This window comes from Levilactobacillus tongjiangensis, assembly GCF_003946345.1.
Taxonomy (GTDB): Bacteria; Bacillota; Bacilli; order Lactobacillales; family Lactobacillaceae; genus Levilactobacillus; species Levilactobacillus tongjiangensis.
Genome location: NZ_RHNY01000010.1, coordinates 69,706 through 94,963 on the forward strand (window position 1 = coordinate 69,706; position 25,258 = coordinate 94,963).

17 protein-coding genes and 1 pseudogene are annotated in these 25,258 nt (G+C 45.1%); 15 read left to right on the plus strand and 3 right to left on the minus strand.

Translation table 11 applies throughout. The features are described 5' to 3' along the window. Positions 1-29: 29 nt before the first annotated feature. The 4 genes from EKM75_RS07635 (at position 30) to pepF (ending at position 5,283) form a co-directional block, all read left to right on the plus strand. On the plus strand, positions 30-821 hold the full coding sequence (locus tag EKM75_RS07635) for a phosphotransferase family protein (RefSeq protein ID WP_125683883.1): 792 nt from the start codon (positions 30-32) through the stop codon (positions 819-821). A 60-nt stretch (positions 822-881) separates the two neighbouring features. After that, positions 882-1,529: a tRNA (guanosine(46)-N7)-methyltransferase TrmB gene (trmB, locus tag EKM75_RS07640; RefSeq protein ID WP_125693445.1), complete on the plus strand. Its 648-nt coding sequence runs from the start codon at positions 882-884 to the stop codon at positions 1,527-1,529. Positions 1,530-2,331: 802 nt separating this feature from the next. After that, entirely contained in the window at positions 2,332-3,438 is a 1,107-nt protein-coding gene (locus tag EKM75_RS07645; RefSeq protein WP_125693447.1) for a competence protein CoiA, read from the plus strand. Between the two features lie 36 nt (positions 3,439-3,474). Further along, on the plus strand, positions 3,475-5,283 hold the full coding sequence (gene pepF, locus EKM75_RS07650) for an oligoendopeptidase F (protein WP_125693449.1): 1,809 nt from the start codon (positions 3,475-3,477) through the stop codon (positions 5,281-5,283). Between the two features lie 77 nt (positions 5,284-5,360). Here the strand turns inward: pepF and EKM75_RS07655 are convergent, their stop codons facing one another. Further along, positions 5,361-6,221 (minus strand): DegV family protein, encoded by an 861-nt coding sequence (locus tag EKM75_RS07655; RefSeq protein WP_125693451.1) that lies wholly within the window; start codon positions 6,219-6,221, stop codon positions 5,361-5,363. A 155-nt stretch (positions 6,222-6,376) separates the two neighbouring features. Further along, positions 6,377-7,027: a DsbA family protein gene (locus EKM75_RS07660; RefSeq protein ID WP_125693453.1), complete on the minus strand. Its 651-nt coding sequence runs from the start codon at positions 7,025-7,027 to the stop codon at positions 6,377-6,379. A 325-nt stretch (positions 7,028-7,352) separates the two neighbouring features. Here EKM75_RS07660 and EKM75_RS07665 point away from each other — a divergent pair, with 325 nt between their 5' ends. From EKM75_RS07665 to EKM75_RS13110, 4 genes and pseudogenes are all read left to right on the plus strand, one after another. Then, positions 7,353-8,009, plus strand: a complete 657-nt coding sequence (locus EKM75_RS07665; RefSeq protein ID WP_125693455.1) for a GTP pyrophosphokinase — start codon at positions 7,353-7,355, stop codon at positions 8,007-8,009. Continuing rightward, the gene (locus EKM75_RS07670; protein ID WP_382338520.1) at positions 7,924-8,814 is read left to right on the plus strand and encodes an NAD kinase; all 891 of its coding nucleotides are present in this window, start codon (positions 7,924-7,926) and stop codon (positions 8,812-8,814) included. Before EKM75_RS07665 ends, EKM75_RS07670 begins: the two co-directional genes overlap by 86 nt. Continuing rightward, positions 8,811-9,707 carry an RluA family pseudouridine synthase gene (locus EKM75_RS07675; protein ID WP_125693457.1) on the plus strand — a complete coding sequence of 299 codons (897 nt, stop codon included), beginning with the start codon at positions 8,811-8,813 and terminating at the stop codon, positions 9,705-9,707. The genes EKM75_RS07670 and EKM75_RS07675 overlap by 4 nt, the downstream gene beginning before the upstream one ends. A gap of 664 nt (positions 9,708-10,371) precedes the next feature. Continuing rightward, positions 10,372-10,503 (plus strand): annotated as a pseudogene (locus tag EKM75_RS13110) (KxYKxGKxW signal peptide domain-containing protein); the annotation flags it as partial. Between the two features lie 11 nt (positions 10,504-10,514). Here the strand turns inward: EKM75_RS13110 and EKM75_RS12910 are convergent. Beyond that, complete coding sequence (locus EKM75_RS12910; protein WP_225426679.1) at positions 10,515-10,919, minus strand: hypothetical protein; 405 nt, start codon at positions 10,917-10,919, stop codon at positions 10,515-10,517. On the opposite strand from EKM75_RS12910, the gene EKM75_RS12750 reads away from it, so the two are divergent. From EKM75_RS12750 to EKM75_RS07710, 7 genes are all read left to right on the plus strand, one after another. After that, on the plus strand, positions 10,882-16,983 hold the full coding sequence (locus tag EKM75_RS12750; protein ID WP_225426680.1) for an immunoglobulin domain-containing protein: 6,102 nt from the start codon (positions 10,882-10,884) through the stop codon (positions 16,981-16,983). The two genes, EKM75_RS12910 and EKM75_RS12750, sit on opposite strands and share 38 nt — an antisense overlap. 33 nt (positions 16,984-17,016) lie before the next feature. Then, positions 17,017-18,756: a hypothetical protein gene (locus EKM75_RS13020; protein WP_164508761.1), complete on the plus strand. Its 1,740-nt coding sequence runs from the start codon at positions 17,017-17,019 to the stop codon at positions 18,754-18,756. A 370-nt stretch (positions 18,757-19,126) separates the two neighbouring features. Then, positions 19,127-20,626 (plus strand): glycosyltransferase, encoded by a 1,500-nt coding sequence (locus EKM75_RS07690; RefSeq protein ID WP_125693459.1) that lies wholly within the window; start codon positions 19,127-19,129, stop codon positions 20,624-20,626. Between the two features lie 56 nt (positions 20,627-20,682). Beyond that, a complete protein-coding gene (locus EKM75_RS12760) occupies positions 20,683-21,843 on the plus strand; it encodes a glycosyltransferase family protein (protein WP_164508762.1) in 1,161 nt (386 codons plus the stop codon). Next, entirely contained in the window at positions 21,813-22,217 is a 405-nt protein-coding gene (locus tag EKM75_RS07695) for a glycosyltransferase (protein ID WP_164508763.1), read from the plus strand. Before EKM75_RS12760 ends, EKM75_RS07695 begins: the two co-directional genes overlap by 31 nt. 379 nt (positions 22,218-22,596) lie before the next feature. After that, positions 22,597-24,132 carry a glycosyltransferase gene (locus EKM75_RS07705; RefSeq protein ID WP_125693465.1) on the plus strand — a complete coding sequence of 512 codons (1,536 nt, stop codon included), beginning with the start codon at positions 22,597-22,599 and terminating at the stop codon, positions 24,130-24,132. An 89-nt stretch (positions 24,133-24,221) separates the two neighbouring features. Then, positions 24,222-25,121 (plus strand): hypothetical protein, encoded by a 900-nt coding sequence (locus EKM75_RS07710; RefSeq protein WP_225426677.1) that lies wholly within the window; start codon positions 24,222-24,224, stop codon positions 25,119-25,121. Positions 25,122-25,258 lie beyond the last annotated feature (137 nt).

Genomic DNA, 25,258 nt, shown 5'->3' on the forward strand with positions numbered 1-25,258 from the left:
AGCTGACAAATCGAGGAGGGGTGGCACGAATGGCACTGGATATTAGTGACGGTTGGAGTTTATATCCGCTGGGTGGTAACACAGGTACAGCGTATATGGGGACCAAGGCCTCACAAAAGGTGTTTTTGAAACAAAACGCGTCACCATTTCTTGCGGCACTTTCCATGGAGGGAATCACGCCCCGACTCGTCTGGACAAAACGGCTTGCGACGGGGGATGTGATGACGGCTCAGGAGTGGCTGAACGGTCGGACGTTACGACGCAGTGAAATGCGTGAGCAACGGGTCGCTCGACTCTTACACCGCGTGCATCATTCTCACTTGCTCCATGATATGTTATTAAAAGTCGGCGGACGATCAACGACGCCCGCCCAGTTGTTGACTCGCTTACAACCCGCACTTGCTGCGGACCTGCGACGGCATCCGCTGATTCAATCGGCGTTTGCTAGCCTGCGAAACGAGCAACCACAACTGCCCAAGACGCAATACGAAGTTAGTCATGGTGATTTAAACCATAAAAATTGGCTGTTGTCGGACCGGCAACGGTTATACCTGGTCGACTGGGACGCGGCGACGTTTGCTGATCCAGCCCATGACCTAGGTTCTTTGTTGTGTGAATACGTTCCCCTCGAGGAATGGCAACGTTGGCTTCAGGATTACGGCGAGACCTTGACGGCGGACTTAACGGCTCGCGTCAACTGGTATGCCCGGGTTCATTGCCTGACGGTGATTGCCGAGAGTTATCATCAACAACGGTTCCAAATTATGAATCAACATTTAATTTTACTTGAAAAACTGACTCGTGAGTCAGTGACTGATTAGACTTCGGCGGGAGCGGGGAGGACCTCGCGCCCGCTGTTGTGATTAAAAGGAGAAAAAACTATGCGTGTACGTAATAAACCGTGGGCTAAAGACTATATGGCCGAACATACCGATCAAATGGTGGTTGAACCAGAACCGCTGATGGGTAAGTGGCAGAGCCGTTTTCCTAAAGAGCAACCCTTGTACGTAGAAATTGGAACGGGAAAGGGTCAATTCATCGTGGAGATGGCCAAGGCGCACCCAGAAAATAACTTTATTGGGATTGAGATTCAAATGTCCGTGATTGCGGCGGCCCTAAAGAAGGTTGTGGCCAGTGGACTCACCAACATTCAATTGGTGCATACCGACGGTGAGGCCATTAACACATTCTTTGCTCAGGGTGAAGTGGCGGGGCTCTACCTGAACTTTTCTGATCCATGGCCTAAGACACGGCACATTAAACGTCGATTGACTTCACCAGTTTTCTTAGCGCACTACGCTGACGTCTTGCCAGCAGGGGGTAGTGTCCAATTCAAGACCGATAACCGCGGCCTGTTTGAATACTCTCTGGGTAGCTTGAACAACTTTGGCATGGTCTTTGACGGCGTTTGGTTGGACTTACACGCTGCCACCGATGGGGTGGAAGATATTCAGACGGAGTATGAGCAAAAGTTTTCTTCTAAAGGGCCTATCTACCAGGTGATTGCTCACTTCCCTGAAGATAAATAGGTTTTTGGCCGCCTCCGGCCGCCAGGGATGGTACCGCGCGTGGGGTCGCCTTCAGCCGAAGAGCGGGCTTTCGGCTCGACTTGAAGCCGAGAAAGTGCCTCGTCTCCAAGCTCGACCCAAGTTATTGGCTGCCAGCCAATAACTTCGACACGGGCGGTACCATCCCTGGCAACCTGCGGCTAAATTGGCGATTTATCTTCAAATAGTATCAATTGTTAGACAACAGTAGAATAGAAATGAAGTGTTTGGAGCTGAGACAGATGTCTTGGCTCCTTTTTCTGTGGCCGAGCTAGGGGTGAAAAGATTCTAGACGCAACAATGTTATTGACATATAAAATAGGCCGCCAGTGTGCTTTCTCACGTTATCGACTGCTTGAAACCATATTTGGCGGTCGCATGGCTTACATGATAATCTTTGGCGAGGTAATGACTACAAAGCCGAATCTCAAGAGTCCAAATAGGGTGGTGAAGCAAAAATTTCAGCAGCAATTCTGTTAAAAGACAATCAGAGCCGGAGGAGGCCAGGGTGTAGCCAGCTGTGGAGGTGGTGTTAGCTGGTGAGCCAGCTTACAGCACGGGCGACTTTGAAGACACGGGGTCTTCGTGGCTTCAAATCGAGCGGGAAGACTGGTGCTTTTCCAGTCTGAAGCGTCCCCACAGCAGGCGGAATCCCTGACCTCCGGAGTGCGACCAATGTACATGAATTTAGCAGTATTACTGCAAGCCAATAGATCTTTTAATCGTAATTTTTTTCGTTCAATCATCAGAATCCTGCGTAGTTAGACAGTAGGAGGTGGCGGGAATGTTGATTGCGGAGTTGGAGGACCAATTGGTGGATGCTAAGAACGTGGAGCGGGGACGTCCGTTCGTCTGCCCGGGATGCCACTTACCGGTACGGTTGCGACGGGGGTCGCGGGTTCAGCCGTACTTTGCTCATTTACCCGGGGCCCTATGTCCACTCCAAAATGAGGCTGAGAGTCAACAGCACGTTCAAGGCAAACGCCAGTTAATGACATTCTTTGCGGCGTGGGGGCAGCCGGAGTTGGAACGAATCTTACCGAAGATTCAGCAACGAGCTGACGTTTGGCTAGTGCGAAAACAACCAATCGCTTTGGAATTCCAATGTAGTCCAATCAGTCGAGCGGAGGTGGCCAGTCGGACGGCGGGTTACCGGCAATTGGGCGTGTATCCAATGTGGCTCTTAGGAAAACGGTATGCGAAGCAGCGATTGACTTGGCGGACACTTGATCGCTTTGCGAGCTGGTTACCCGGTTGGGGACTTTGCCTGTTATTTTGGGATGTTGAGACGTGCTTGCTACGGGTGGACCACCATCTCTGTCAGGTAGCCACGGGGCAATTCAGTTGGGGAACCAGTTACTTGCGAGACGTTACCGACCTGCAAAGTCGCTCTGGGGTTTATTTGGCGACGCCTAGACCCAACTTGCTGGCGTTTCGCCGTCAACTTACGGCAGACCTGCAACGTGAGTCGGCTGGTCTGCGGGATGTTCAGGAGGCAGTTTATTTGTCTGGCCACCACCTGGCCGGATTTCCTGAGCAACTGGCGACAATGGCGGTGACGCCGCCTGGTTTTGGCAAGGGGCTTTTGCTATGGCGGGTGGTCATGACGGCTTGGTTATTTCAGACGAAACAGTTTGACGAGCAAGAGGTTCACCGGTTGAGTCGCGCTGCGCTTATTCTGATTGGTGGTCAATTGCAGGCTGTCCGGTTCAACGTGGCCCCAGCCTTGCAACGGGCCGAAACGACCCTCTTACAGGACTGGGTGCGGTTAGGTAAGCTCGAGCGGCGTTCCCAGGGGTGGCAGGTGGTTGGCCAGCCACAATGGACGGCAGATCTAGCCGCGTATCTAGTGCGGTCGGCCCACGGGTCAAGGCGGGGGTCAAAGTGGTAAACTAACTGTATGTAAATGATAAAGGAGGACGAAGTGATGAAACAAATTCCGCAACGCACGGAGGTCCCAACAGAGTTAACGTGGGACCTGACGACGATTTACTCGGATGACGCGGCCTTCAAAGCCGATATCCAAACCATCAAGCAACAGTCAGAACAGGTTGCAGCTTTAAAGGGGCAATTGGCCGAGAGTGGGGCTGACTTATACCGAGTGACGACAGCGGTTCTGGACCTGAACCGGCAATTGGAACGGCTATACGTCTACGCGTCCTTAAAGAATGATCAGGATACTAGCAACGCCACCTATCAAGATCTTTCTGGTCAAGCTAGCAACCTGCTGGCAACGGTCGCTGCGGCCACCTCTTGGTTTGAGCCGGAGGTCCTAGCTCTTTCCCAAGACGCTTTGCAAAAACTGATTGATGCTGAACCCCGATTAGCTGCGTACCAACACCTATTTGATGTGTTGGGTAAGCAACGGGAACACACCCTTTCGGTAGCTGAAGAAAAGCTGTTGGCGGGCGCCAGTGATATTTTTGATGCCTCTTCCAAGACCTACAGTGTACTGAGCGATGCCGACCTGGTCTTTCCAATTGTTCAGGATGAACAGGGCAATGATGTTCGGCTCTCCGAAGGCCTGTATGGCGTCTTGCTCCAGTCAACGACGCCCAAGGTCCGTGAACAGGCTTTTAAGGCACTGTATAGCGTTTATCAACAATTCCGGCACACCTTTGCCTCGACACTGGCTAGTGAGGTTAAAACGCATAATTTCACTGCTCAGGTTCGTCACTACGGGAGTGCTCGTGAGGCGGCCATGAGTGGAAATGACATTCCGGCGGTGGTTTACGATACCTTGGTCAAAACGGTCAATGGCCACCTGGACTCTCTGCATAAGTACGTGAATCTGCGGAAGGAAATTCTGGGGCTGCCCGAGCTGCACATGTACGACCTCTATACACCAATTACCGGGGAACCTAGTCTGAGCTATACGTACGAAGAAGCTCAGCAGGAAGCCCTTAAGGCGCTAGCTGTCTTGGGCCCCGATTACGTGGCCAACGTGCAAAAGATGTTTGATAACCGGGCCATCGACGTGGTGGAAAATCGTGGGAAACGTACTGGAGCTTACTCCGGGGGGATGTACGATACGAAACCATACATCCTGCTGAATTGGCAGGATAGTTTGGAAAGTCTGTTCACGTTGGTTCATGAGATGGGTCACAGCATGCACAGCCACTATACGCGGACGAATCAGCCGTATCAGTACGGAGACTACTCGATTTTTGTGGCAGAAATCGCTTCAACGACTAACGAAAATCTCTTAACGGATTACTTGTTGAAGACGCAAACTGATCCGCAAGTCCGCGCTTATGTCTTGAACCATTATCTGGATGGTTTCAAGGGGACGGTTTACCGGCAGACCCAATTTGCTGAGTTTGAGGACTATATTCACCAACAAGCCGCGGCGGGGCAATCCCTAACCGCTGACTTTATGAGTGAGTTTTATGGGAAGTTGAACCAGCACTACTATGGAGATGGCGTGGTCTCAGATCCACAAATTGCGGACGAGTGGACGCGAATTCCTCATTTCTACTACAATTACTACGTTTACCAGTACGCAACGGGATTTGCGGCCGCAACAACGCTGGCACAGCGAATCTTGAGCGGTGACGTGGCTAAACGTGATGCTTATCTGAACTACCTGAAGGCGGGGAGTTCGGCTTTACCACTGGATGTCATGCGTCAGGCTGGCGTCGATATGGCGCAACCGGATTACCTGCAAACGGCCTTTGCGACGTTTGACGATCGGTTGGCTGAATTCAGCAAATTAGCGCGTGAGTTAAAGAAATAATTCGTGACAACTAAAAAAGACGTTCCTCAGTACCGACCGAAACCGATCGCTGTTGAGGAACGTCTTTAGTTTTATCATTAATAGGATTGCCAGTCGCGTTGCCACAGGAGACCCATGGTTTTCTCACCAGTATGCACACTGATGGCGGGTCCGAGCTGACTCTGAACCACGCGTACGACCGGGAAAGTCTCGGTAAGTTCAGCGGCCCATTCGTCGGCCAGTTCAGCGTTGTTGGCGTTGATTACCGTCACTAAGAGGGGATAGTCGACAGCGGTCAATGTGGCGCTGAGTTTGTCAGCCATGTAGTGGAAGGCCCTTTTCATGGTTCGTTCCTTGCCAATTGCAATGATTTGACCTTCGGCGTTAAAGGTCAATAGCGGCTTGATGTTTAACAGGTTGCCGATCATTGCGGAACGGTTGGTAAGCCGGCCAGTCCGGGCCAGATGACTCAAGTTGTCCACGGCGAAGAACACCTGCATGGTGTCGCGCATGCCCAGTAGTTCAGGGACAATGGTCTCAGCGGTATCGCCGTTGGCCACCATTTGACCAGCCAGCAAGCAGAGGTTGGCCTCACCGGCACTGGCGACCAGTGAGTCGACGGGATAGATCTTCGCCTTGGTGTAGGTCTTACAAAACATGCGCAAATTGCTCATGAACGACGTGATGCCGCTGGAAAGGTGGATCGAAATGATTTCGTCATACCCCTCAGCAGCGAGTCGGTCGTAGGCCTCCTCGATTTGCCCCAGGGAAACTTGTGCCGTGGTGGGGAGTTCATGCTCGGATTTTAAGTAATCGTAGAAAGTGTGGAGGCTGAGCTTGGATTCGGGATATTGCTGGTCGCCTAAAATCACCGTGATGGGCAGAACCGTGATCTGAAATTGTTCAATCTGTTTCGGCGTTAGGTAAGAAGCGGTATCGGTAACAATGGCTGTCGACATAAGTTTTCCCCTTTTGTTCTCAAAAAATTGATGGCTCAATCATACCATATTGCGTGCCAGATTGATATTGGCTTGGCCCGTGGTGGGGCTTGGTTAATTTAGGCGAAAAAAGGCCGGCACACGGAGGCGCCGGCCGTAAAACGATTCAACAAAGTTTACAAAACGTGCAGGTGCGGATGATTGAGTCCCAGCATTGTTGAAGTCGCTTGTTCTGTACTAGGGTAATTAGGTTCAGCCATTAACATTTCCTTCGTCGCAACGCCTTGGCTTTCACAGACATCGCACAGTGATTCGTAAGTGACATCGTCTAACAAGAGGCCACATTCAGAAACATCACAGTTGAAAATGACGGCGGATGAAGATTGTTCGATCTTCATTTCAGCGGCTAATTTTTGGTCCGTTTGGAAAGCTTGTTTCGCCAAGTCGGACTGACAATCTTCTTTGAACATATCGAGATCTAACCGACAATCTTTCGCCAAGGATAATGCAAGTTCTTGCGAGAATTGTTCGTGGTCATCAACCACAGCCTTTTGCATATTTAAGAGGAATTTCCGTCCCTTGCGCTTGCCCTGAAAGAGAGCTGCCTTATAAGCTAAGATGGCTTCGTAGTAAATATTGAAGCGGGCGTTTCTTTCAGCTAACGTTGGCCGACCCGAAAGGGATTGCCCAACGATTTGTTGATTGAGCAATGGCACGAATTGGAACGATACCTTGCTATTAAGATGATCGGCCAACCGCATGATATTGCGTTCGGAACGCATGCAGCGCGCCCCCAACGGGTTGACGAACAAATAGACTTCTAACACATTGCTTCCTCCTATACCTATCCTTGCTGGCAATCAACCAGGGTCGCCGAACAAAAAGTAACAATACCACTACATTAGCAAAATTTCAAAAAATAGCAACTGGAACGTTTGTTTGAGGTGAAGACCGTTCGTTTAAAATGCAACCTAATCATGCAACATTTTCCGACCCACGTAAAGCTAAACGCCTCATGATTGTTATTCATGGGGTTAGGTGGAGTATGTCGTGAAACTTTTAACAAGGAAATGGGTTAAATACTCTCAGTCACGGGTGAAGTATGGTAAAATCGAAAGATAAGACGTGTATTACAGGTTGGGGGATAGTCACATGGTACAAAATTGGGATCAATTCTTATTACCGTATCAGCAAGCCGTTAGTGAGCTGAAAGTTAAGCTTCGCGGCATCCGCAAACAATTTGAGAATGGCAACGAACGGCCACCAATTGAGTTCGTGACTGGTCGGGTAAAACCGGTTGCCAGCATCAAAGAAAAGATGTCCCGCAGACACGTTGCCGAGGAACGGTTGGAACAGGATATGCAAGACATTGCGGGCTTGCGGATCATGTGCCAGTTCGTTGAAGACATCTATCAGGTCGTCGATTTGTTACGGCGGCGAACGGACATGACCATCCTTGAAGAACGCGATTATATTCACAATGAGAAGCCTAGCGGGTATCGTTCGTACCATATTGTGATCGAGTACCCGGTGCAACTGGTGAGCGGCGAGAAGAAAATTTTGGCTGAAATTCAGGTGCGGACGTTAGCAATGAACTTTTGGGCGACCATTGAACATTCACTTAATTACAAGTATCAGGGGGCCTTTCCGACGGAGCTGAGCGATCGTCTGCAACGGGCGGCCGAGGCAGCATTTAAGTTGGATACTGAGATGTCCGAGATTCGTGAAGAAATTCAAGAGGCACAACAGTATACCCCGAAAAAAGACGGTGACACATCACCAATTTCTCATCAGAGCAAGGAAGAATGACATGAAGGTTTCCATTTTTGGTAATAACGGTTCAGCCTCGCAGCGGGTCGCCACGGCCTTGAAGACCGGGCTGACAGCTGCGGGAATCGAAATTGATAGTTTAAATCCAGACATTGTTGTCACGGTTGGTGGGGATGGAACTTTGCTGTCCGCATTTCACCATTACAGTGATCGACTGGATAAGATTCGCTTCGTTGGGATTCATACGGGGCATTTAGGTTTCTACACGGACTGGCGGGATTATGAGGTTCAAGATCTCATCGACAGTCTGGTGGAAGACAATGGTCAGAGCGTTAGCTATCCACTGTTGACGATTGAAGTGGAGTACGCGGATGGGACGCATTCTGATCAGACACTGGCGCTGAACGAATCGACAATTAAGAAAGTCTCTGGAACTATGGTGGCAGACGTCTACATAAAGGGAGAGTTATTTGAAAGCTTCCGGGGCGATGGCCTCTGTATCTCAACGCCGACGGGCTCGACGGCCTATAATAAGTCCGTTGGTGGTGCGGTGATCAATCCGAGGTTTAATGCCATTCAAATGGCTGAGATTGCGTCGATCAATAACCGAGTCTTCCGGACGTTGGGGTCACCCTTGATCATTCCAGCGGACGAGTGGATTCGAATTGAACCCGCTAAGTCGACTGATAATGTCTTGATGTGTGATCAACTGTCGATCGAAGGACGACCCATCAAAGCCATTAACTACCAGATTGCCCGGCAGCGGATTTCTTTTGCTGAGTACCGCCACACTCATTTCTGGCAACGGGTTGAAACGTCATTCATTGGGAGAGAACGCCCATGACGCATTTTGAATGGATCGTCGATGGTAAGAGTCCGGTACACGTGAGGACCGTGTTAATGGCCCATGGCGTGACCCGGACTTTTTTGAAACAGGTTAAATTTCACGGTGGTGTCGTCACGTTGGATGACCAGGAGGTTCGGGTAGTGGCCATGGCGCGGCCCGGTCAGCGAGTCGGACTCCAGTTACCACCTGAGCCAACCAATGAGCATGTCGCAACGTCAAACGGGCCATTGGAGATATTATATGAAGATCCTCATTTTTTGGTGGTAAATAAGCCGGCTGAGATGGCCTCTGTGCCCTCACATCTCTATCCGGATGATACACTGGCAAACCGGGTCAAAGGGCACCTGGTGGCCACACACGCGGACAGCACGGTCACACACATTGTGACCCGGCTGGACCGGGATACCAGTGGGGCGGTCTTATTTGCCAAACATCACTTTGCCCACTCAATCCTGGATAAGCAGTTAAAGAATGGCGAACTAGACAAGCGTTACGTTGCTGTGGCTGAGGGAGGCATTATGCCGGAACATCAGGTGATCGAAGCTCCCATTGGTCGGGCACCGGATTCCTTCATCAAGCGGATGGTTCGATCAGATGGCCGCCAGGCGACGACGGAGCTGTGGGTTCGGCGGCAGTCACGGTCGGTCAGCTTGCTGGCAGTTAAGCTGCATACGGGCCGAACACATCAGATTCGCGTGCACTGCGCGTCAATTGGTCATCCACTGGTTGGAGATTGGCTATACGGTCGGCAGACGAATCCGTGGATTCAGCGCCAAGCTCTGCACTGCGCTAGGTTGCGGTTCTATCAACCGTTTTTGGATGAATGGATTACCTGCTACGCGCCGTTGCCAACGGACATGGGTAATTTAATTGAACATGAGCTTTCATAAGCAGCACTCCCTTTGATGGTCGCGGGGAGTGCTTTTTTATGAACAAATTTATTGGGGGACGGGTGAAATCATTCGACTAAGCTAGGAGAGAACCTAATGAATTCAATGAATTGCTGCCAAGGCGATGCAAAATTGACTGATGAACTCGAGTGATTTACAGCAAAAATTAATCGCACACATTTTCAATTATGGCTAATAAAAGTATTAAAAAAGTTCGAAATAACGGTCGTTGGCACCACTGAAATTTAAGTTAGTTGATGCCATGTTGTTCTTTGTGATTTAATTGTTTAATTTTACTATTTTTTAGGCATAGCTAAAACTACAGCTGAAACGTCCTATATACAGGTGCTGAGTTAGTTCTGCTAGAGTAAAAATCATAATAATTAAACTTGTATTTTCAAAATTAAAAGCGGATAAAGGTTGGATTGAATAAAAACGCTTACTTTTTGTTGTCAAATTAAATTACCCAAATTTTAAGTTAATTTTATGTTTAAACTAGTATATGCATTGAAACGGTGGTAGTATAACCTCATCCGGGGACTGAATCATGAGGAGAATTATCAATTAGGTTCAGAAATAACAGATGAGTTTATCTGTTTTGCGGGGTAGTGCTTGTTAAAGTTTTAAATAAATTTTTTTAAGGACGGTGTTAAGGGTGAAATTCATGCAACATCAGGCTTTTAACGGCGATCCCAAATTACGATACAAAATGTTCAAGGCAGGCAAAAAATGGGTTTTTGCTACCTTGGCCACTTTTTCGCTTTTAGGGGGAGCAGGTCAATTAACTGCTCATGCTGACACCGCCAGTCAAGTTTCTGAAGAGGCGCAGAGCTCTGCAACTTCTTCTAGTAGCTCGAGTGGGGGGGCATCAACAAGCAGCTTACACAGTGCTTCGAGTTCTGGGGCGGACAGTTCCGCAACTAAGAACAGTAATTCAGGAAAGACGAGTTCGGCCAGTAGTGTATCATCTTCTGCGGCGTCTTCGTCAGCATCATCAGCTGCTAGTTCTGCAACTAGTAGTGCTTCATCATCTGCAAGCAGTGCGTCATCTTCAGCATCAAGTGCTTCCAATGATAAGCTAGATTCTTTAGCTTCATCAGCGGGCGTTAACACAACTTTGACAAATAACGTGGTCACCACGGTCAACAAGGTTGCTTCAACGGGAAAATCATCATTGTTAAGAGAAGCAGCAGTTACGGCACCTGCTAGCAATGCGTCAAGTACTGCGGAAGATGCCAATTTAACTGCTGCCTCTGGTGCAGTTACTTCGGCTGCTGCATTTAACTCAGCAGCTGCGAGTTATGCAGCTAAGGTTTCTGGGCTGGATGACACTGACATTGCCAAGTTATCTGCAGCGTCAGCCGTTAGTGCAGCCAGCAGTGCTTATAATGAAGCCGTTCAGGCATACACCTTTACGTCATACTACACGAGCTTATCAGCATCGTACGCAACGGCGGTTGGGAATAGTGCCGGTGATCCAGATGACTTGGACGCACACTCCACTAGTGCGGCAAGTTTAGCAGCTTCATATGCGACTATGGCTAATACTTATGTGAGTGCAGCTTCTAGTGCGGCTAGTGCAGCGAAAATGGCAGCTACCACAGGGATGTTTGAGCTGGTCAGCAGCGCTAATGCTGTGACCGATTCAGGTATTCCAAGTATCTCAGTAGCAGCTTCCGATGCAAATGATGCGGTTGACAGTGTCTACACGGCTACACAATACGATAACAAGAATGCAACCTTAACTGGAATTTACACCAGTGCAAGTAGTGCGGCTTCAGTTGCAGCTGCAGCCACAGAGACGGCTGCAACGTTACAAAGCTCAGCCAGTGCAGCGTTAGCTACGGCAAAGTCAGCTGCAACTACCGGCGATTTTGACACTGCTAACTCGGCCTACTCAGATGCAATGAATCTGCAAAGTCAAATGGCTACTACAGCTACTACGGCTAGTGCAGCCAACTCAACCGCACAATCCGCTGCTAGTGTAGCCAACTCGACAGCCTTGAGTGACATTGCCAGTTCAGCTGCCAAGAGTGCAACTGCTGCGGCCAGTGCTGGCTCATTAGCTTCAAGTGAAGCTAGTCTGGCTGCAACCTACACAGGACCACAGGCAGTTAGTTATGCGACAGTTGCAGCTAGCACGGCGGTTACAGCAACTAGTGCAGCCGCAGTTGCCAGCACCGCAGCTGCTAATTTAGCTGCTGCTACGTCACCTAAAGATGCTACCATGTATGCACAGGATGTTGCTGGTGCTGCAGCGAATGCTATTGCGGGTGAAACAGCCACTTCTTCGGCAGCTTCAATGGCAGCTATGTATGATGGGTCATCAGTTTCCAGTAATAGCCAGACTTCTAATGCTTCGATAACGCTGAGTGCATCGAGTAACCAGCTCAATGTTGGGGATGCACTTTCCCTGTCAAGTAAGTTTTCACTGACTGGGTTATATGCACTAAATGGTAGTGCCGCGTATGTTTTTGAATACTCAACTGATGGTAAAAACTGGAATGATTGGGATGAAGTATCAAATAAGAGTACCAGTGCTACGAGTAGCAAAGCGCTTTCGGCTGCTGGAACTTACTACTTCCGATCTACCGTTTCTGGGAAAGCTATATCGTCGTTTATTTTTAACGAAAACTTTAGTGCTACGTCAGACTTTACGACCGTTGTTGTCACTGATCCTAAAGGTAATTACACAGATCAGGCGTCAGCGTCAGCTAGTTTAGCTACCAGTGCGGCTACCGTTGCAACTGACGCGGCTAAGTCGGTCGGCGTCAGTGCTACGAAGTTATCGACGGTTGATAAGACTGATGTCACAACTTCTTCTTATGCCGTTGTTGCACAAGATGCGACGTCAAATTCTGAATCTTACGCCACTAAGGCCTCGACGGCAGCATCTGCTGCAGTTGCTGCGGCTTCATCAGCAACATCTCTTGAGGCGGCCAAGAATTATTCTACTGCGAGTTCTGCTGCTGCGACAGCTGCTGCCAGTGAAGCTTTAGCTAGCTCATACTCTGTACTAGCAAGCTCAGCAGCTGCAGTTGCTGACACCAACATCATTGCAGCATTGAGTCAAGACGCTAACAACGGGAATAAGGTCGCGCAGTCACTGTTGGCACAAAGCTATGCTGCTTCTGCAGCTTCATCAGCGACTATTGCTGCTAGTGCAGCCAACCGAGCGTTGTCAAACGCAAATGATGCTAATCATGTCACGTCGTTAGCACCAAGCTACGCTAGTTCTGTAACAGATTATAATAGTGCAGCCGATGTAGCTGCCTCCGCAGCTCAGAGCTATGCAGATGATGCAAGTTCTTTGGCAACTGATGCGGCTTCCTACGCCGCTGCAGGCGATTTGAGTGGGGCAACTAAGGCAGCAACTAACGCTGCTACTGATGCTAACTTAGCTGATCAGCAATTGAGTGCGGCTCAGAGTCAAGCAACGAATACTGCATTTACATTGATGGCATTACAGTCAAATTATGCTTCACAAACGGCTGCAGCTGATTTGACATCTGCAGGTTCACTGGGATTAATGGGGAGTTCAGCAGCTAGCGTAGCTAATTCTGTGGCGTCAGCCATGAAGAACAACACTGCGTTGGGGAGTTCCTACGTTGCAGCAGCATCATCGTATGCGGCAGATGCCCAATTTGGTGCAACTCAAGCTGCTTCGGCCGCTTCGGTTGCCACAGCAGATATGACGATTGCTACGATGGCCTTACAGCAGGGAGACACTGTTTCAGCAAGTTCTTATACTGCCGAAGCCGATAGCGCCTTAAAGGCTGCTTCCTCATACATGGCTATGGCTAGTTCTGCTGCAAGTTCTGCGACCGTTGCAGCATCAGGAGCTACTGCATTTTCAGGTAATATGAAGAGTTACGCAAAGACAAGCGGAATTCTTGGTCAGACTTGGAATCCAAGTGGGAATGCCATTTCGATTCTTGGCCTGCCAATAACACAAGGTTACACGGCGCAACCTGCCGCCGTAACTTCAACGACGCCTGGGTCAACGATTTCTTTAAGTGGTTCAGCAGTTATTGGGATCATTAATATTTACGCTAATAACAGTTACCATACCTGGCAAGTTCAGGTCAATGGTAAATGGTACACTTTGGATGATGCCACGACTAACTTTGGTTTACAATTCGATGATACAGATAATACTGATGTGCAGATTGGTATGTTGCCAATTATTACCAGTGAATCCAGTACACTTAAAGTAACAATCCCTACCACCTTTACAGGAACGTTATTGTTCCAGTTGAATTCGGATATTAGTACTGCGCATGGTTCACTCAATGGTAGCAATTATATTTCAAGTAATTTAGCCGAAGTCGATGTTTATGATAGTGCCATTAACGCTAATACCATGACACTTTCTGGTGGCGATTACTTACTGAATAAAGAGGTTGAAGGGGTCACTGCAACAACTGATCCTGCCAATGCCACTGGGACAATTGCTTGGACCAGTAGTAATGAGAATTTGGCCAAGGTTAGTGCGGCCGGTTTGGTTACAGCCGCAGATACTGGTTCGGGTGTTGTTACCATTACCGCAACGTTAACGAACGCTGATGGTTCTACAGTCGTGGCTTCGAAGGATATCACAGTCGGAAATGGTCTTGAAGACAAGACAGTTGATGCTGGAACTAATCTAGTTTGGACGCCTGAAGGTGATGTTGCTAGTGCCAGTGGAGTTACTTACCAATGGTATAAAGGAAGCACTGCTGATGGCAGTGGGACTAAACTTGCTGGTCAAACTGGAGCAACCTTAAATCTTAACGGTGTTAGTGCCAGTGATGCCGGGGATTACTACCTACAAGTTAAGACTACAAATAACACGGTCTACATTGGACCAGCTACTTTGACGGTTAATGCAGCTGAAACATCAGCTGCTTCGTCAGCAGCATTAGAAGCTTCTAGTGCTGCTAATGCTACTGGAGAATATGCCAGTGTTGCTAGTTCTTATGGTAATTTGACAAGTAATTATGCACCAAAGAATTCAGCTGCCAGTTCTTATGCAGAACTGGCAAGTTCGGCTGCAAGTGCTGCTTTGTCAGCATCGTCTGCAGCCGAGGCTGCATCTTCAGCTGCACAAACCGCTCAGTCACAGGCTGAATCAGCTGAAGCAAATGGTGATAACGATGATGCTCAAAGTTATGCGGCAACTGCTTCATCGGCTGCTTCTAATGCTAAAGAAGCACAGAGCAAAGCTTCAAGCGCAGCAGGGGATGCTTCTTCCTATGCTAGTTTGGCAGTTGCTGCTGTAGAGGATTCAGATTCTGAATCTGCTTCAGCATCTGAATCCGAATCATTAAGTGCCAGTGAATCTGAATCATTAAGTGCTAGTGAATCCGAATCACTGAGTGCCAGTGAGTCCGAATCATTAAGTGCTAGTGAATCTGAATCATTAAGTGCAAGTGAGTCCGAATCATTAAGTGCTTCTGAATCAGAATCGTTAAGTGCTAGTGAGTCTGAATCGTTAAGTGCTAGTGAGTCTGAATCGTTAAGTGCTTCTGAATCAGAATCTGCTAGTGAATCAGAATCATTGAGTGCTTCTGAATCTGAATCATTAAGCGCAAGTGAGTCCGAATCATTGAGTGCTTCTGAATCCGAATCCTTAAGTGCTAGTGAATCCGAATCCTTAAGTGCTAGTGAATCCGAATCACTGAGTGCTAGTGAATCCGAATCCTTAAGTGCCAGTGAATCCGAATCCTTAAGTGCCAGTGAATCCGAATCCTTAAGTGCCAGTGAATCCGAATCACTGAGTGCCAGTGAATCTGAATCCTTAAGTGCTTCTGAATCCGAATCACTGAGTGCTAGTGAATCCGAATCCTTAAGTGCAAGTGAGTCCGAATCACTGAGTGCTAGTGAATCCGAATCCTTAAGTGCTTCTGAATCCGAATCACTGAGTGCCAGTGAATCCGAATCCTTAAGTGCCAGTGAGTCTGAATCATTGAGTGCGAGTGAATCCGAATCACTGAGTGCTAGTGAATCTGAATCGTTGAGTGCGAGTGAATCAGAATCCTTAAGTGCCAGTGAATCCGAATCCTTAAGTGCCAGTGAGTCTGAATCACTGAGTGCGAGTGAATCCGAATCTGCGAGTGAATCTGAATCCTTAAGTGCGAGTGAATCCGAATCACTGAGTGCCAGTGAATCCGAATCATTAAGTGCTAGTGAGTCTGAATCATTGAGTGCTAGTGAATCTGAATCACTGAGTGCGAGTGAATCTGAATCACTGAGTGCGAGTGAGTCTGAATCGTTAAGTGCTTCTGAATCCGAATCACTGAGTGCTAGTGAATCAGAATCCTTAAGTGCTAGTGAGTCCGAATCGTTAAGTGCTTCTGAATCAGAATCTGCTAGTGAATCTGAATCACTGAGTGCTAGTGAATCCGAATCGCTGAGTGCCAGTGAGTCTGAATCACTGAGTGCGAGTGAATCAGAATCGTTAAGTGCTTCTGAATCTGAATCCTTAAGTGCTAGCGAATCCGAATCCTTAAGTGCCAGTGAATCTGAATCATTAAGTGCTAGTGAGTCTGAATCCTTAAGTGCCAGTGAATCTGAATCTGCTAGTGAATCAGAATCACTGAGTGCTAGTGAATCTGAATCATTAAGTGCTAGTGAGTCTGAATCACTGAGTGCCAGCGAATCAGAATCGTTAAGTGCTAGTGAATCAGAATCTGCTAGTGAATCCGAATCATTGAGTGCTTCTGAATCTGAATCATTAAGTGCAAGTGAGTCCGAATCATTAAGTGCTTCTGAATCAGAATCGTTAAGTGCTAGTGAGTCTGAATCGTTAAGTGCTTCTGAATCAGAATCTGCTAGTGAATCCGAATCATTGAGTGCTTCTGAATCTGAATCATTAAGCGCAAGTGAGTCCGAATCATTGAGTGCTTCTGAATCCGAATCATTAAGTGCTAGTGAATCCGAATCACTGAGTGCTAGTGAATCAGAATCCTTAAGTGCTAGTGAATCAGAATCACTGAGTGCCAGTGAATCTGAATCCTTAAGTGCTTCTGAATCCGAATCACTGAGTGCTAGTGAATCAGAATCCTTAAGTGCCAGTGAGTCCGAATCACTGAGTGCTAGTGAATCTGAATCGTTGAGTGCAAGTGAATCCGAATCGTTAAGTGCTAGTGAATCAGAATCCTTAAGTGCCAGTGAGTCCGAATCACTGAGTGCTAGTGAATCAGAATCCTTAAGTGCTTCTGAATCCGAATCACTGAGTGCCAGTGAATCTGAATCGTTGAGTGCTAGTGAATCCGAATCACTGAGTGCCAGTTAATCAGAATCATTGAGTGCTAGTGAATCAGAATCATTGAGTGCAAGTGAGTCTGAATCACTGAGTGCCAGTGAATCCGAATCCTTAAGTGCCAGTGAGTCTGAATCATTGAGTGCGAGTGAATCCGAATCACAAAGTGCTAGTGAATCCGAATCATTAAGTGCTAGTGAATCCGAATCACTGAGTGCCAGTGAATCAGAATCATTGAGTGCCAGCGAGTCTGAATCGTTGAGTGCCAGCGAGTCTGAATCACTGAGCGCCAGTGAGTCTGAATCACTGAGCGCCAGTGAATCCGAATCCTTAAGTGCAAGTGAATCCGAATCACTGAGTGCTAGTGAATCAGAATCTGCTAGTGAATCCGAATCACTGAGTGCTAGTGAATCAGAATCCTTAAGTGCTAGTGAATCTGAATCATTAAGTGCTTCTGAATCTGAATCACTTAGTGCCAGTGAATCTGAATCATTAAGTGCTTCTGAATCTGAATCACAAAGTGCTAGTGAATCCGAATCACTGAGTGCTAGTGAATCAGAATCATTGAGTGCTAGTGAGTCCGAATCACAAAGTGTTTCTGAATCTGAATCACTGAGTGCCAGTGAATCAGAATCCTTAAGTGCTAGTGAATCCGAATCACAAAGTGCCAGTGAATCTGAATCATTAAGTGCTTCTGAATCTGAATCACAAAGTGCTTCTGAATCAGAATCATTGAGTGCTAGTGAGTCTGAATCACTGAGTGCTAGTGAATCCGAATCCTTAAGTGCTAGTGAGTCTGAATCGCTAAGTGCCAGTGAATCTGAATCACTGAGTGCTAGTGAATCCGAATCGTTAAGTGCTTCTGAATCAGAATCATTGAGTGCTAGTGAGTCCGAATCACTGAGTGCTAGTGAATCTGAATCACTGAGTGCTAGTGAATCCGAATCGTTAAGTGCTTCTGAATCAGAATCATTGAGTGCTAGTGAGTCCGAATCACTGAGTGCTAGTGAATCTGAATCACTGAGTGCTAGTGAATCCGAAGCGTTAAGTGCTTCTGAATCAGAATCATTGAGTGCTAGTGAGTCCGAATCACTGAGTGCTAGTGAATCTGAATCACAAAGTGCTAGTGAATCTGAATCACTGAGTGCTAGTGAATCTGAATCACTGAGTGCTAGTGAATCCGAATCGCTAAGTGCTAGTGAATCAGAATCATTGAGTGCTAGTGAGTCTGAATCGTTAAGTGCTTCTGAATCAGAATCATTGAGTGCTTCTGAATCAGAATCACTGAGTGCTAGTGAATCTGAATCACAAAGTGCTTCTGAATCAGAATCATTGAGTGCTAGTGAATCTGAATCAATGAGTGCGAGTGAAGGCGATTCTCTGAATACCAGTGAATCTGAATCACAAGGTGCAAGTGAACCAGAATCGTTGAGTGCTTCCGAATCCGAATCACAGAGTGGCTCTGACTTTAGATCACAAAGTGGTTCTGAATCTGGTAGAGCTGGTTCAATTGTTGCTTTAGGTACCAATGTTGGTCCTGGTGTGAATGCTGGTGGAACCAATGCTGGTTCTGATGTGAACGCTGGTGGAACTGATAATGGTCCTATTGTGAAAGCTGGTGAGACTAAGATTGGTTCTGGTCAAAGCGTTAATGGCGGAGACGGTGCTAAGATTAATTCCGCTTCAATGGGAACAGGCTCTCACGCTAATGAAGTTGAAGATACTGAAGCTGTTTCGGCTTTAGGTGCTCTTCTCGCTGGTTTCTTGGTCCTCGTTGGTCTCAAGAGAAAAAAGCGTGACGAATAAAGTCTGAAGTGAATTCATAATTCTTAGTGAATTCTGTGTGAACTGAATTAAAAAGCCCTGGTATGTAAATGCATACCAGGGCTTTTTTGTCGACCATATATTGGATTAGTAATGGAAACCTATGATTTAAAATTGTTTTATGAGCGGCATATTAATTGTAACGCTTAGTTTCTACAGTAAATTTTATTAGAATGTTTCTTTTATCAGAATAGCTTACGATTAAAAGCCCACTCTACAGGGTGTTAACAGGGTATATTTGTGGTAAAATTAATTTAGAAATTGTAATTATTTTGCGTAAAACGGAAAGACAATTATATCCACATCATCAAAAGTGTGGCAATAAAGAATGGAAAAGTGAGATGGGCCTTTCATGAATTATTTTGTTGATGCCGATTTAGGAGAAACAATTACTGGGATTGAGCAAGCCGAATTTAACCGTCTTGAGTTATTCAAAAAAGCCCACATCCCAGCAAAGATAATATATATGCACCACAATCCGAAAATTCATATCTTTTTAAAAAAATTCAAAGTTCAAGATAATGCCTTCACAATGTATGACTATTTTCAAAAGTCAATAAACGTAACTAATCAGGCGCCCTTTGATTGGCCGTCGTACTGGCAAGACACCTGTAAATATAGTTTGCAATATAGCTCTGATTATCCGGATATTCGGGTGCTTGATGAAAACGGGAAAGTCATTATCTATGCTGGGTTCTTGGATAATACCTATACTAAGTTAAATTATCTCAATCGCTTCGATAAGGATCACAACAAAATTCAGACCGATCTTTATGATAGTCGTGGATTTTTAAGTTGTTCTAATTTCTTAGCTGAAAATGGTCTCGTAAATTCATCTGTTTACTACGACCCCACTGGTAAAGTTCAAATCATCCGGCAAAATTTGACTAGTGAAAAGAATACCTATGTGCGTAATATTACATTGACTGATTATAACGGACAACAATATTATTTTGCCACTGATGAAGAATTAGAAACTTTTTTCTTAAATGAAATCAACCAAAAAGGCGACATATTCTATTCAGATCGTAGTGAAAACTTTGGCAAGTCTTTTGATATGACTAATTCAGAGCTGAAGATAATTGCTGTACTCCATAATACGCATGTCCGAAAAGGCCAAGACGTAGTAACCGGAACGATGAAACGAGGGGTGTACGATTATGTATTAACACATCCTCAACATTTGGCTGGAATAATTTGTTCAACGGAACAGCAGAAGAAAGATTTATTAAAGCGGTTCGACGATCTTCCACCGGTTACGGTAATTCCAGTTGGTTGTGCCATTCATCATAATGTAAAAACTAAAAAGCGAAATCTTCATCGAATCATTTGTATGGCTCGATATTCACCCCAGAAACAACTAATGCACCAAGTTAAAGCGGTAGAAAAATTAATTCCTGAGTTTCCTGATATTGAACTTAATCTCTTTGGTAGTGGAAGCAGTGAAGGGCAACTTAAGGCATACATTTCAGAGCATAACTTGGAGAAGAATATTTTGTTGAGAGGCTTTAAAAAGAACTTGAATGAAGAATATGCCAAGGGATCATTGTTTTTACAGACGAGCATTGAGGAAGGCTTTTCTTTAAGTACGATTGAAGCACTTAGCTATAGTGTTCCGGTGATTGGATACGATATTAACTATGGTCCTAGTGAAATGATTGTTGATGGTAAGAATGGATTCCTGGTTCCGGCCAATGATCAAGAGATGCTTTATAAAAAAATGAGAACGTATCTTAAGAATACTAAACTGCAAAAGAAGTTTATGAAAAATTGTCGTCCTTCCATCCAAAAATTTGCACCCGAAAAGGTTCAGAAAAAATGGATGAAGTTGAATAAGTCGCTGATAAGTTAATCAGAACTAAAAATTAAGTTAACTTAATCGAGATTGGAAAGGTAGGAATAATCTGTATGAATTATTTTATTGATTCTGATCTTGGCGGCGTTATCACAGGGATAGAGCAGGCAGAATTTAATCGGTTAAAATTGTTTGAAGAAGCCAAGATGCCTGCAAAAATCGTGTATTTAACCTATAAGCCAAGAATGCAGGAATATGCAAAGAAATTTGGGGTACAAGGACGCAGCTTTTCGATGTATGATTACTTTCAAGATGCTACTCAGTTTAAGGAAGTTGCTCATTATGATTGGCAATCTTATTGGCAAGATACCTGCCATTATCAGTTACAGTACGTTCCTTCAACCAGAGATATCCGTGTCAATAAGCCAGATGGTACATTATTAATGTATGCTAATTTTGTGGATGATGATTATACGCAAGTTAATTATATTAATTATTTTGATAAGGATAGACAAAAGATTCGACGAGACACCTATGATTGTCGTGGCTTCTTAAGTCGAACAATATTTCTGGAAGAAAAAGATATAACTAATTCGGAAATTTATTTTGACCAAAAAGGTAACGTTCGAATTATCAAAGAATACACTGTAAGCCACAAAAAAGGGAAGTCGTTTTTAAGCCAAATTGTGCTACGGAACTATCGAAACAAGGATTATTATTTTGCCAATGAAGAGGCACTCCGAACTTTTTTCTTCGATCACTTATTTGATGATGACGATTTAGTATTTGTTGACCGTCAAAGTGAAATGGCGAAAAGTATTCAATACACAAGAAAATCGGTTAAGATGGTTATGGTTTTTCATAATGGTCATATTAGGGCGGGGGAAAGTGTCAAGCTAGGTCGATTAAAGTTTGGTGTTTATGACTACACGTTAGCACACTTAGATAGAGCATCAGCTTTCGTGACGTCAACGGCCCAGCAAACTGCTGATTTAAAAGATCGTTATGATAGTTTACCTCCGGTCTTCACAATTCCAGTCAGTTGGACTGAACCACTACCGCTCACTGTTAAGGACTTTGAAGCTCGTAATCCTCACCGAATCATTAGCATTGCACGCTATTCTAGACAAAAGCAATTACATCATCAAGTAAAGGCTGTAGAAAGATTAGTCCCAGAATTTCCGGATATCGAATTACATTTGTTAGGATATGGTGCCACAGTTGGTGCGGAGTTGGTGCGGAGTTGGACAAATACATTAAGGACCACCATTTAGAAAAGAACGTATTCTTACGAGGCTTCCAGTTAGATTTAACTGAAGATTTGCGCAAAGGAAGCTTAGCCCTCCAGACAAGCATTGAAGAAGGATTTTCGATTTCTTCCTTACAGGCATTGAGTGCTGCAGTTCCTGTGATTGGATATGATGTTAATTATGGGCCTAAAGAAATGATTGTAGATGGCGAAAATGGGTTCTTGATACCAGCGGATGATGAAGAGATGCTGTATCAAAAAATGCGAGAGTATTTGAGTGACAAGGACCTACAGGTCAAATTTATGAAGAACTGTCAGCCATTGGCTCAGAAATTTTCAGCAGCAAAATTGAAAGCACAGTGGGTTAAGCTAGTTAATGAAATTAATCCGCAATCTTAAATATCAAAAATAAATTTTCCAACAAGACTCATGGATAAATATGAATTGTCGAGAATATACTCAGGGACTTAAATAATTTAGGGAGGAATTTAGATGATAGTATTGGCCTCACTTTTTGCACGGACAGGTGTTCAGTTTTTTATTCGTTGTTCAATATACGTTGCGTTATTACTGTTAGTGATTATTGTTCGGTTAGTACACCGTCGATCTACTCGGAAAAAGCTGGATCGCTTAACCAAAGAAATGATGAAACAAACAGAAAAAGATGACCAGGGAAAGTACCCCTGGGAATACGAAGATAGTAAAGTGCACTCTTGGGACAACGAAGAAACACATACGCGTCGCTGATTGTGGCTGAGTTTAGAAAGAGAGATGGCAAATGAATTATTTTGTGAATATACAGTTGGGCGCCACAATAAGTGGTATTGAAGAAGCTCAATTCAGACGATTGCAATTATTCCAGAATGCAGGCATTCCTGCAAAGATTATTTATATGGGGTATAGCTCACGACTGTATGAGTATTCTGATAAATTTGGGGTGTTAGGTTCAACTTTTTCTATGTACGATTTTTTCCAAGGAACTAAAGATTTTGACGAGGGCTATGGGGACTTTGACTGGCGCAGATATTGGGAGCAACGGTGCCATTATCGCTTACAATACATTGATGGAGCTAATGGTGAACGGGATATTCGTGTGATGGACGAGAATGATTACTTCGTAATGTATGCGCATTTTTTAAATGATGAATATACGCGTATTGATTACATTAATTATTTCAATCGTAACCATGCTAAAATGCGGCGAGATGTTTTCGATAGTCGGGGATTCCTTAGTCGTACTTCATTTCTTGGTGAAGGTGATACAGTTGTTACAGAACTTTATTATGATAGAGATCAGCACGTGCGTCTGATAAAGAGTTGTCGTACGATTGAGGGACGTTCAGTTTTAACTAAAATTACATTAAAGGATTATAATAACCGTGACTATCTTTTTGATAGTGAAACAGAATTACAGACTTTCTTTTTAAATGAAATAAATCGCGAAGGGGATTTATTCTTCTGTGATCGGAACAGTCTGCTGGCACCAGCATTCTATCGAACAAAGCCGGAACTCAGAGTTGCTTCAGTTTTGCACAACACACATGTGCGGGCCGGGCAGGATATTGTGACAGGTATTCTAAAGCATAATGTGTATGAATTTACCCTCGAACATCCTGAACACTGGGATCGAATGATTGTCTCTACTGACAAGCAGAAAAAAGACCTTTTGGCTAGATTTACAAATCTACCCCAGGTAGTTACAATTCCAGTGGGCTATGCAGTTCCTCATAAAGTTGATTTTAAAATGAGAAACCCACACAGAATTATCGGAGTTGCCCGTTATTCACCAGAAAAAAATTTAATGCATCAAATTCAGGCAGTAGAACGCTTGATACCAGAATTTCCGGATATTGAGTTACATCTATATGGGCATGGTAACCAGGTTGCTGACGAACTTCGAAAATACATTCAAGAGCATCAGTTAACCAAAAATGTTTTTCTACGAGGGTTTAAAACGGATTTGACTGAGGAGTATAAGCAAGCTTCATTGGCATTACTCACAAGTCGTGAAGAGGGCTTTTCGTTATCAACATTGGAAGAATTGAGCTTTAGTATTCCTGTGATTAGTTATGACATGAATTATGGGCCTAGTGATATGATTACTGATGGCAAGAATGGCTACTTGGTGCCCGCTAACAATCAAGAAATGTTAACGCAAAGAATTCGTGAGTATTTGGGTGATCATGATAAGCAGTTAGAAATGATGGCTAACTGTGAACCATTGCTAAAAAAGTTTTCTCCGACTGAGATTACCAAAAAGTGGCAATCATTCATTAAAGATGAAGAAATTACAAGTGGTGTAGATAAGAAGTAACTGACAAGTCAGCTTGGTCCTATCTGTGGTCTTGAGACTATTCAACATAGTCATTGGGCCAACACCTAAAGACAAGGGGCACCTGTATTTTGAAAAAGCATAATTTTTTTAAGATTATTGTACGAATTTTATTTTTACTCGTCGTTGGCGTGGTGGTTTTCTTTACTGTCAAAAGTATGAATAAAATTTATATTTCTAAATTTGGTGATAAACATTATTATCAACGGGTTAAATCAGTTAGCACGAACGATGGTTTAGTAAATCAGAAAATTTATTCTATGGCGGTACTAAAGAAGTTAACAACAATTACCCATGGGACTAAGTACACTGGTAATACTAGTCTTGACCGCGTTTCAAAAACTTACCATTACAAGATTAAAAAAGATAATATTAGTAATTTTATGGGTAATGATGGTGTCTTGCAGCTATACAATAAGTCTAAATTCATGTCGGATGCGATGGTTCGTGATGCCGCTACGATGTGGAACGCGTTAGCTGGACAAACAATTGTCGAAGTGGTTGATACACAAAATAAGTCTGATGAAGTAATTCATGACAGTCAAAAGAAAACGAAGTATGGTGTGGGTGGTCAGAGTTACAATGGTATGGGTATGATATTTTATCCCAACAATTGGGCAGTGACTGGGCTGACCAAACAGAATGAACAGAACTGGAAGGAAGCCGTTTTACTTAAGGAAATGGGGCATGCTTTGGGTGTCCCTAATATGGGGGGCGGTTTGATGGGAACCAATGATCAAGTCGCAAACGTAAAGAATGCCGATTTTATGGGGGCGTGGGGTGTTCAGCTCTCTAATGCGCCAAAGTCTAATCTTAAGGGCATTACGACTACAAGAATGGATGGTGCGGTGCTCAAGATTGCTGGGATTGCGTGGCCACGTCCGCGTAAGTTAGCCAATTGGGTCTTCACGAAGCCATCTGCCCATATGGTTTATAACAATGGTAAAATCACCTCAACGATTCCTAAGTAGGTGAATTTAGCCCTAAACATGAAGTAATTATCTCCGCACTGTATAGTTATTTAAATAACCGGTTTTAATTGTAAACCAAATTAGGTATACTGGACTTGTGCGAGTAATAAATCATGTTTTAGTCAATGCTCAAGTGA

What these genes read in the sequence shown, in the direction of transcription:
- EKM75_RS07635 (WP_125683883.1), top strand. Translation starts at nt 30, where the DNA reads ATGGCACTGGATATTAGTGACGGTTGGAGTTTATATCCGCTGGGTGGT.
- trmB (WP_125693445.1), top strand. Translation starts at nt 882, where the DNA reads ATGCGTGTACGTAATAAACCGTGGGCTAAAGACTATATGGCCGAACAT.
- EKM75_RS07690 (WP_125693459.1), top strand. Translation starts at nt 19,127, where the DNA reads ATGAATTATTTTGTTGATGCCGATTTAGGAGAAACAATTACTGGGATT.
- EKM75_RS07665 (WP_125693455.1), top strand. Translation starts at nt 7,353, where the DNA reads ATGGTACAAAATTGGGATCAATTCTTATTACCGTATCAGCAAGCCGTT.
- EKM75_RS07705 (WP_125693465.1), top strand. Translation starts at nt 22,597, where the DNA reads ATGAATTATTTTGTGAATATACAGTTGGGCGCCACAATAAGTGGTATT.
- EKM75_RS07675 (WP_125693457.1), top strand. Translation starts at nt 8,811, where the DNA reads ATGACGCATTTTGAATGGATCGTCGATGGTAAGAGTCCGGTACACGTG.
- EKM75_RS07645 (WP_125693447.1), top strand. Translation starts at nt 2,332, where the DNA reads ATGTTGATTGCGGAGTTGGAGGACCAATTGGTGGATGCTAAGAACGTG.
- EKM75_RS07655 (WP_125693451.1), bottom strand. Translation starts at nt 6,221, where the DNA reads ATGTCGACAGCCATTGTTACCGATACCGCTTCTTACCTAACGCCGAAA.
- pepF (WP_125693449.1), top strand. Translation starts at nt 3,475, where the DNA reads ATGAAACAAATTCCGCAACGCACGGAGGTCCCAACAGAGTTAACGTGG.
- EKM75_RS12760 (WP_164508762.1), top strand. Translation starts at nt 20,683, where the DNA reads ATGAATTATTTTATTGATTCTGATCTTGGCGGCGTTATCACAGGGATA.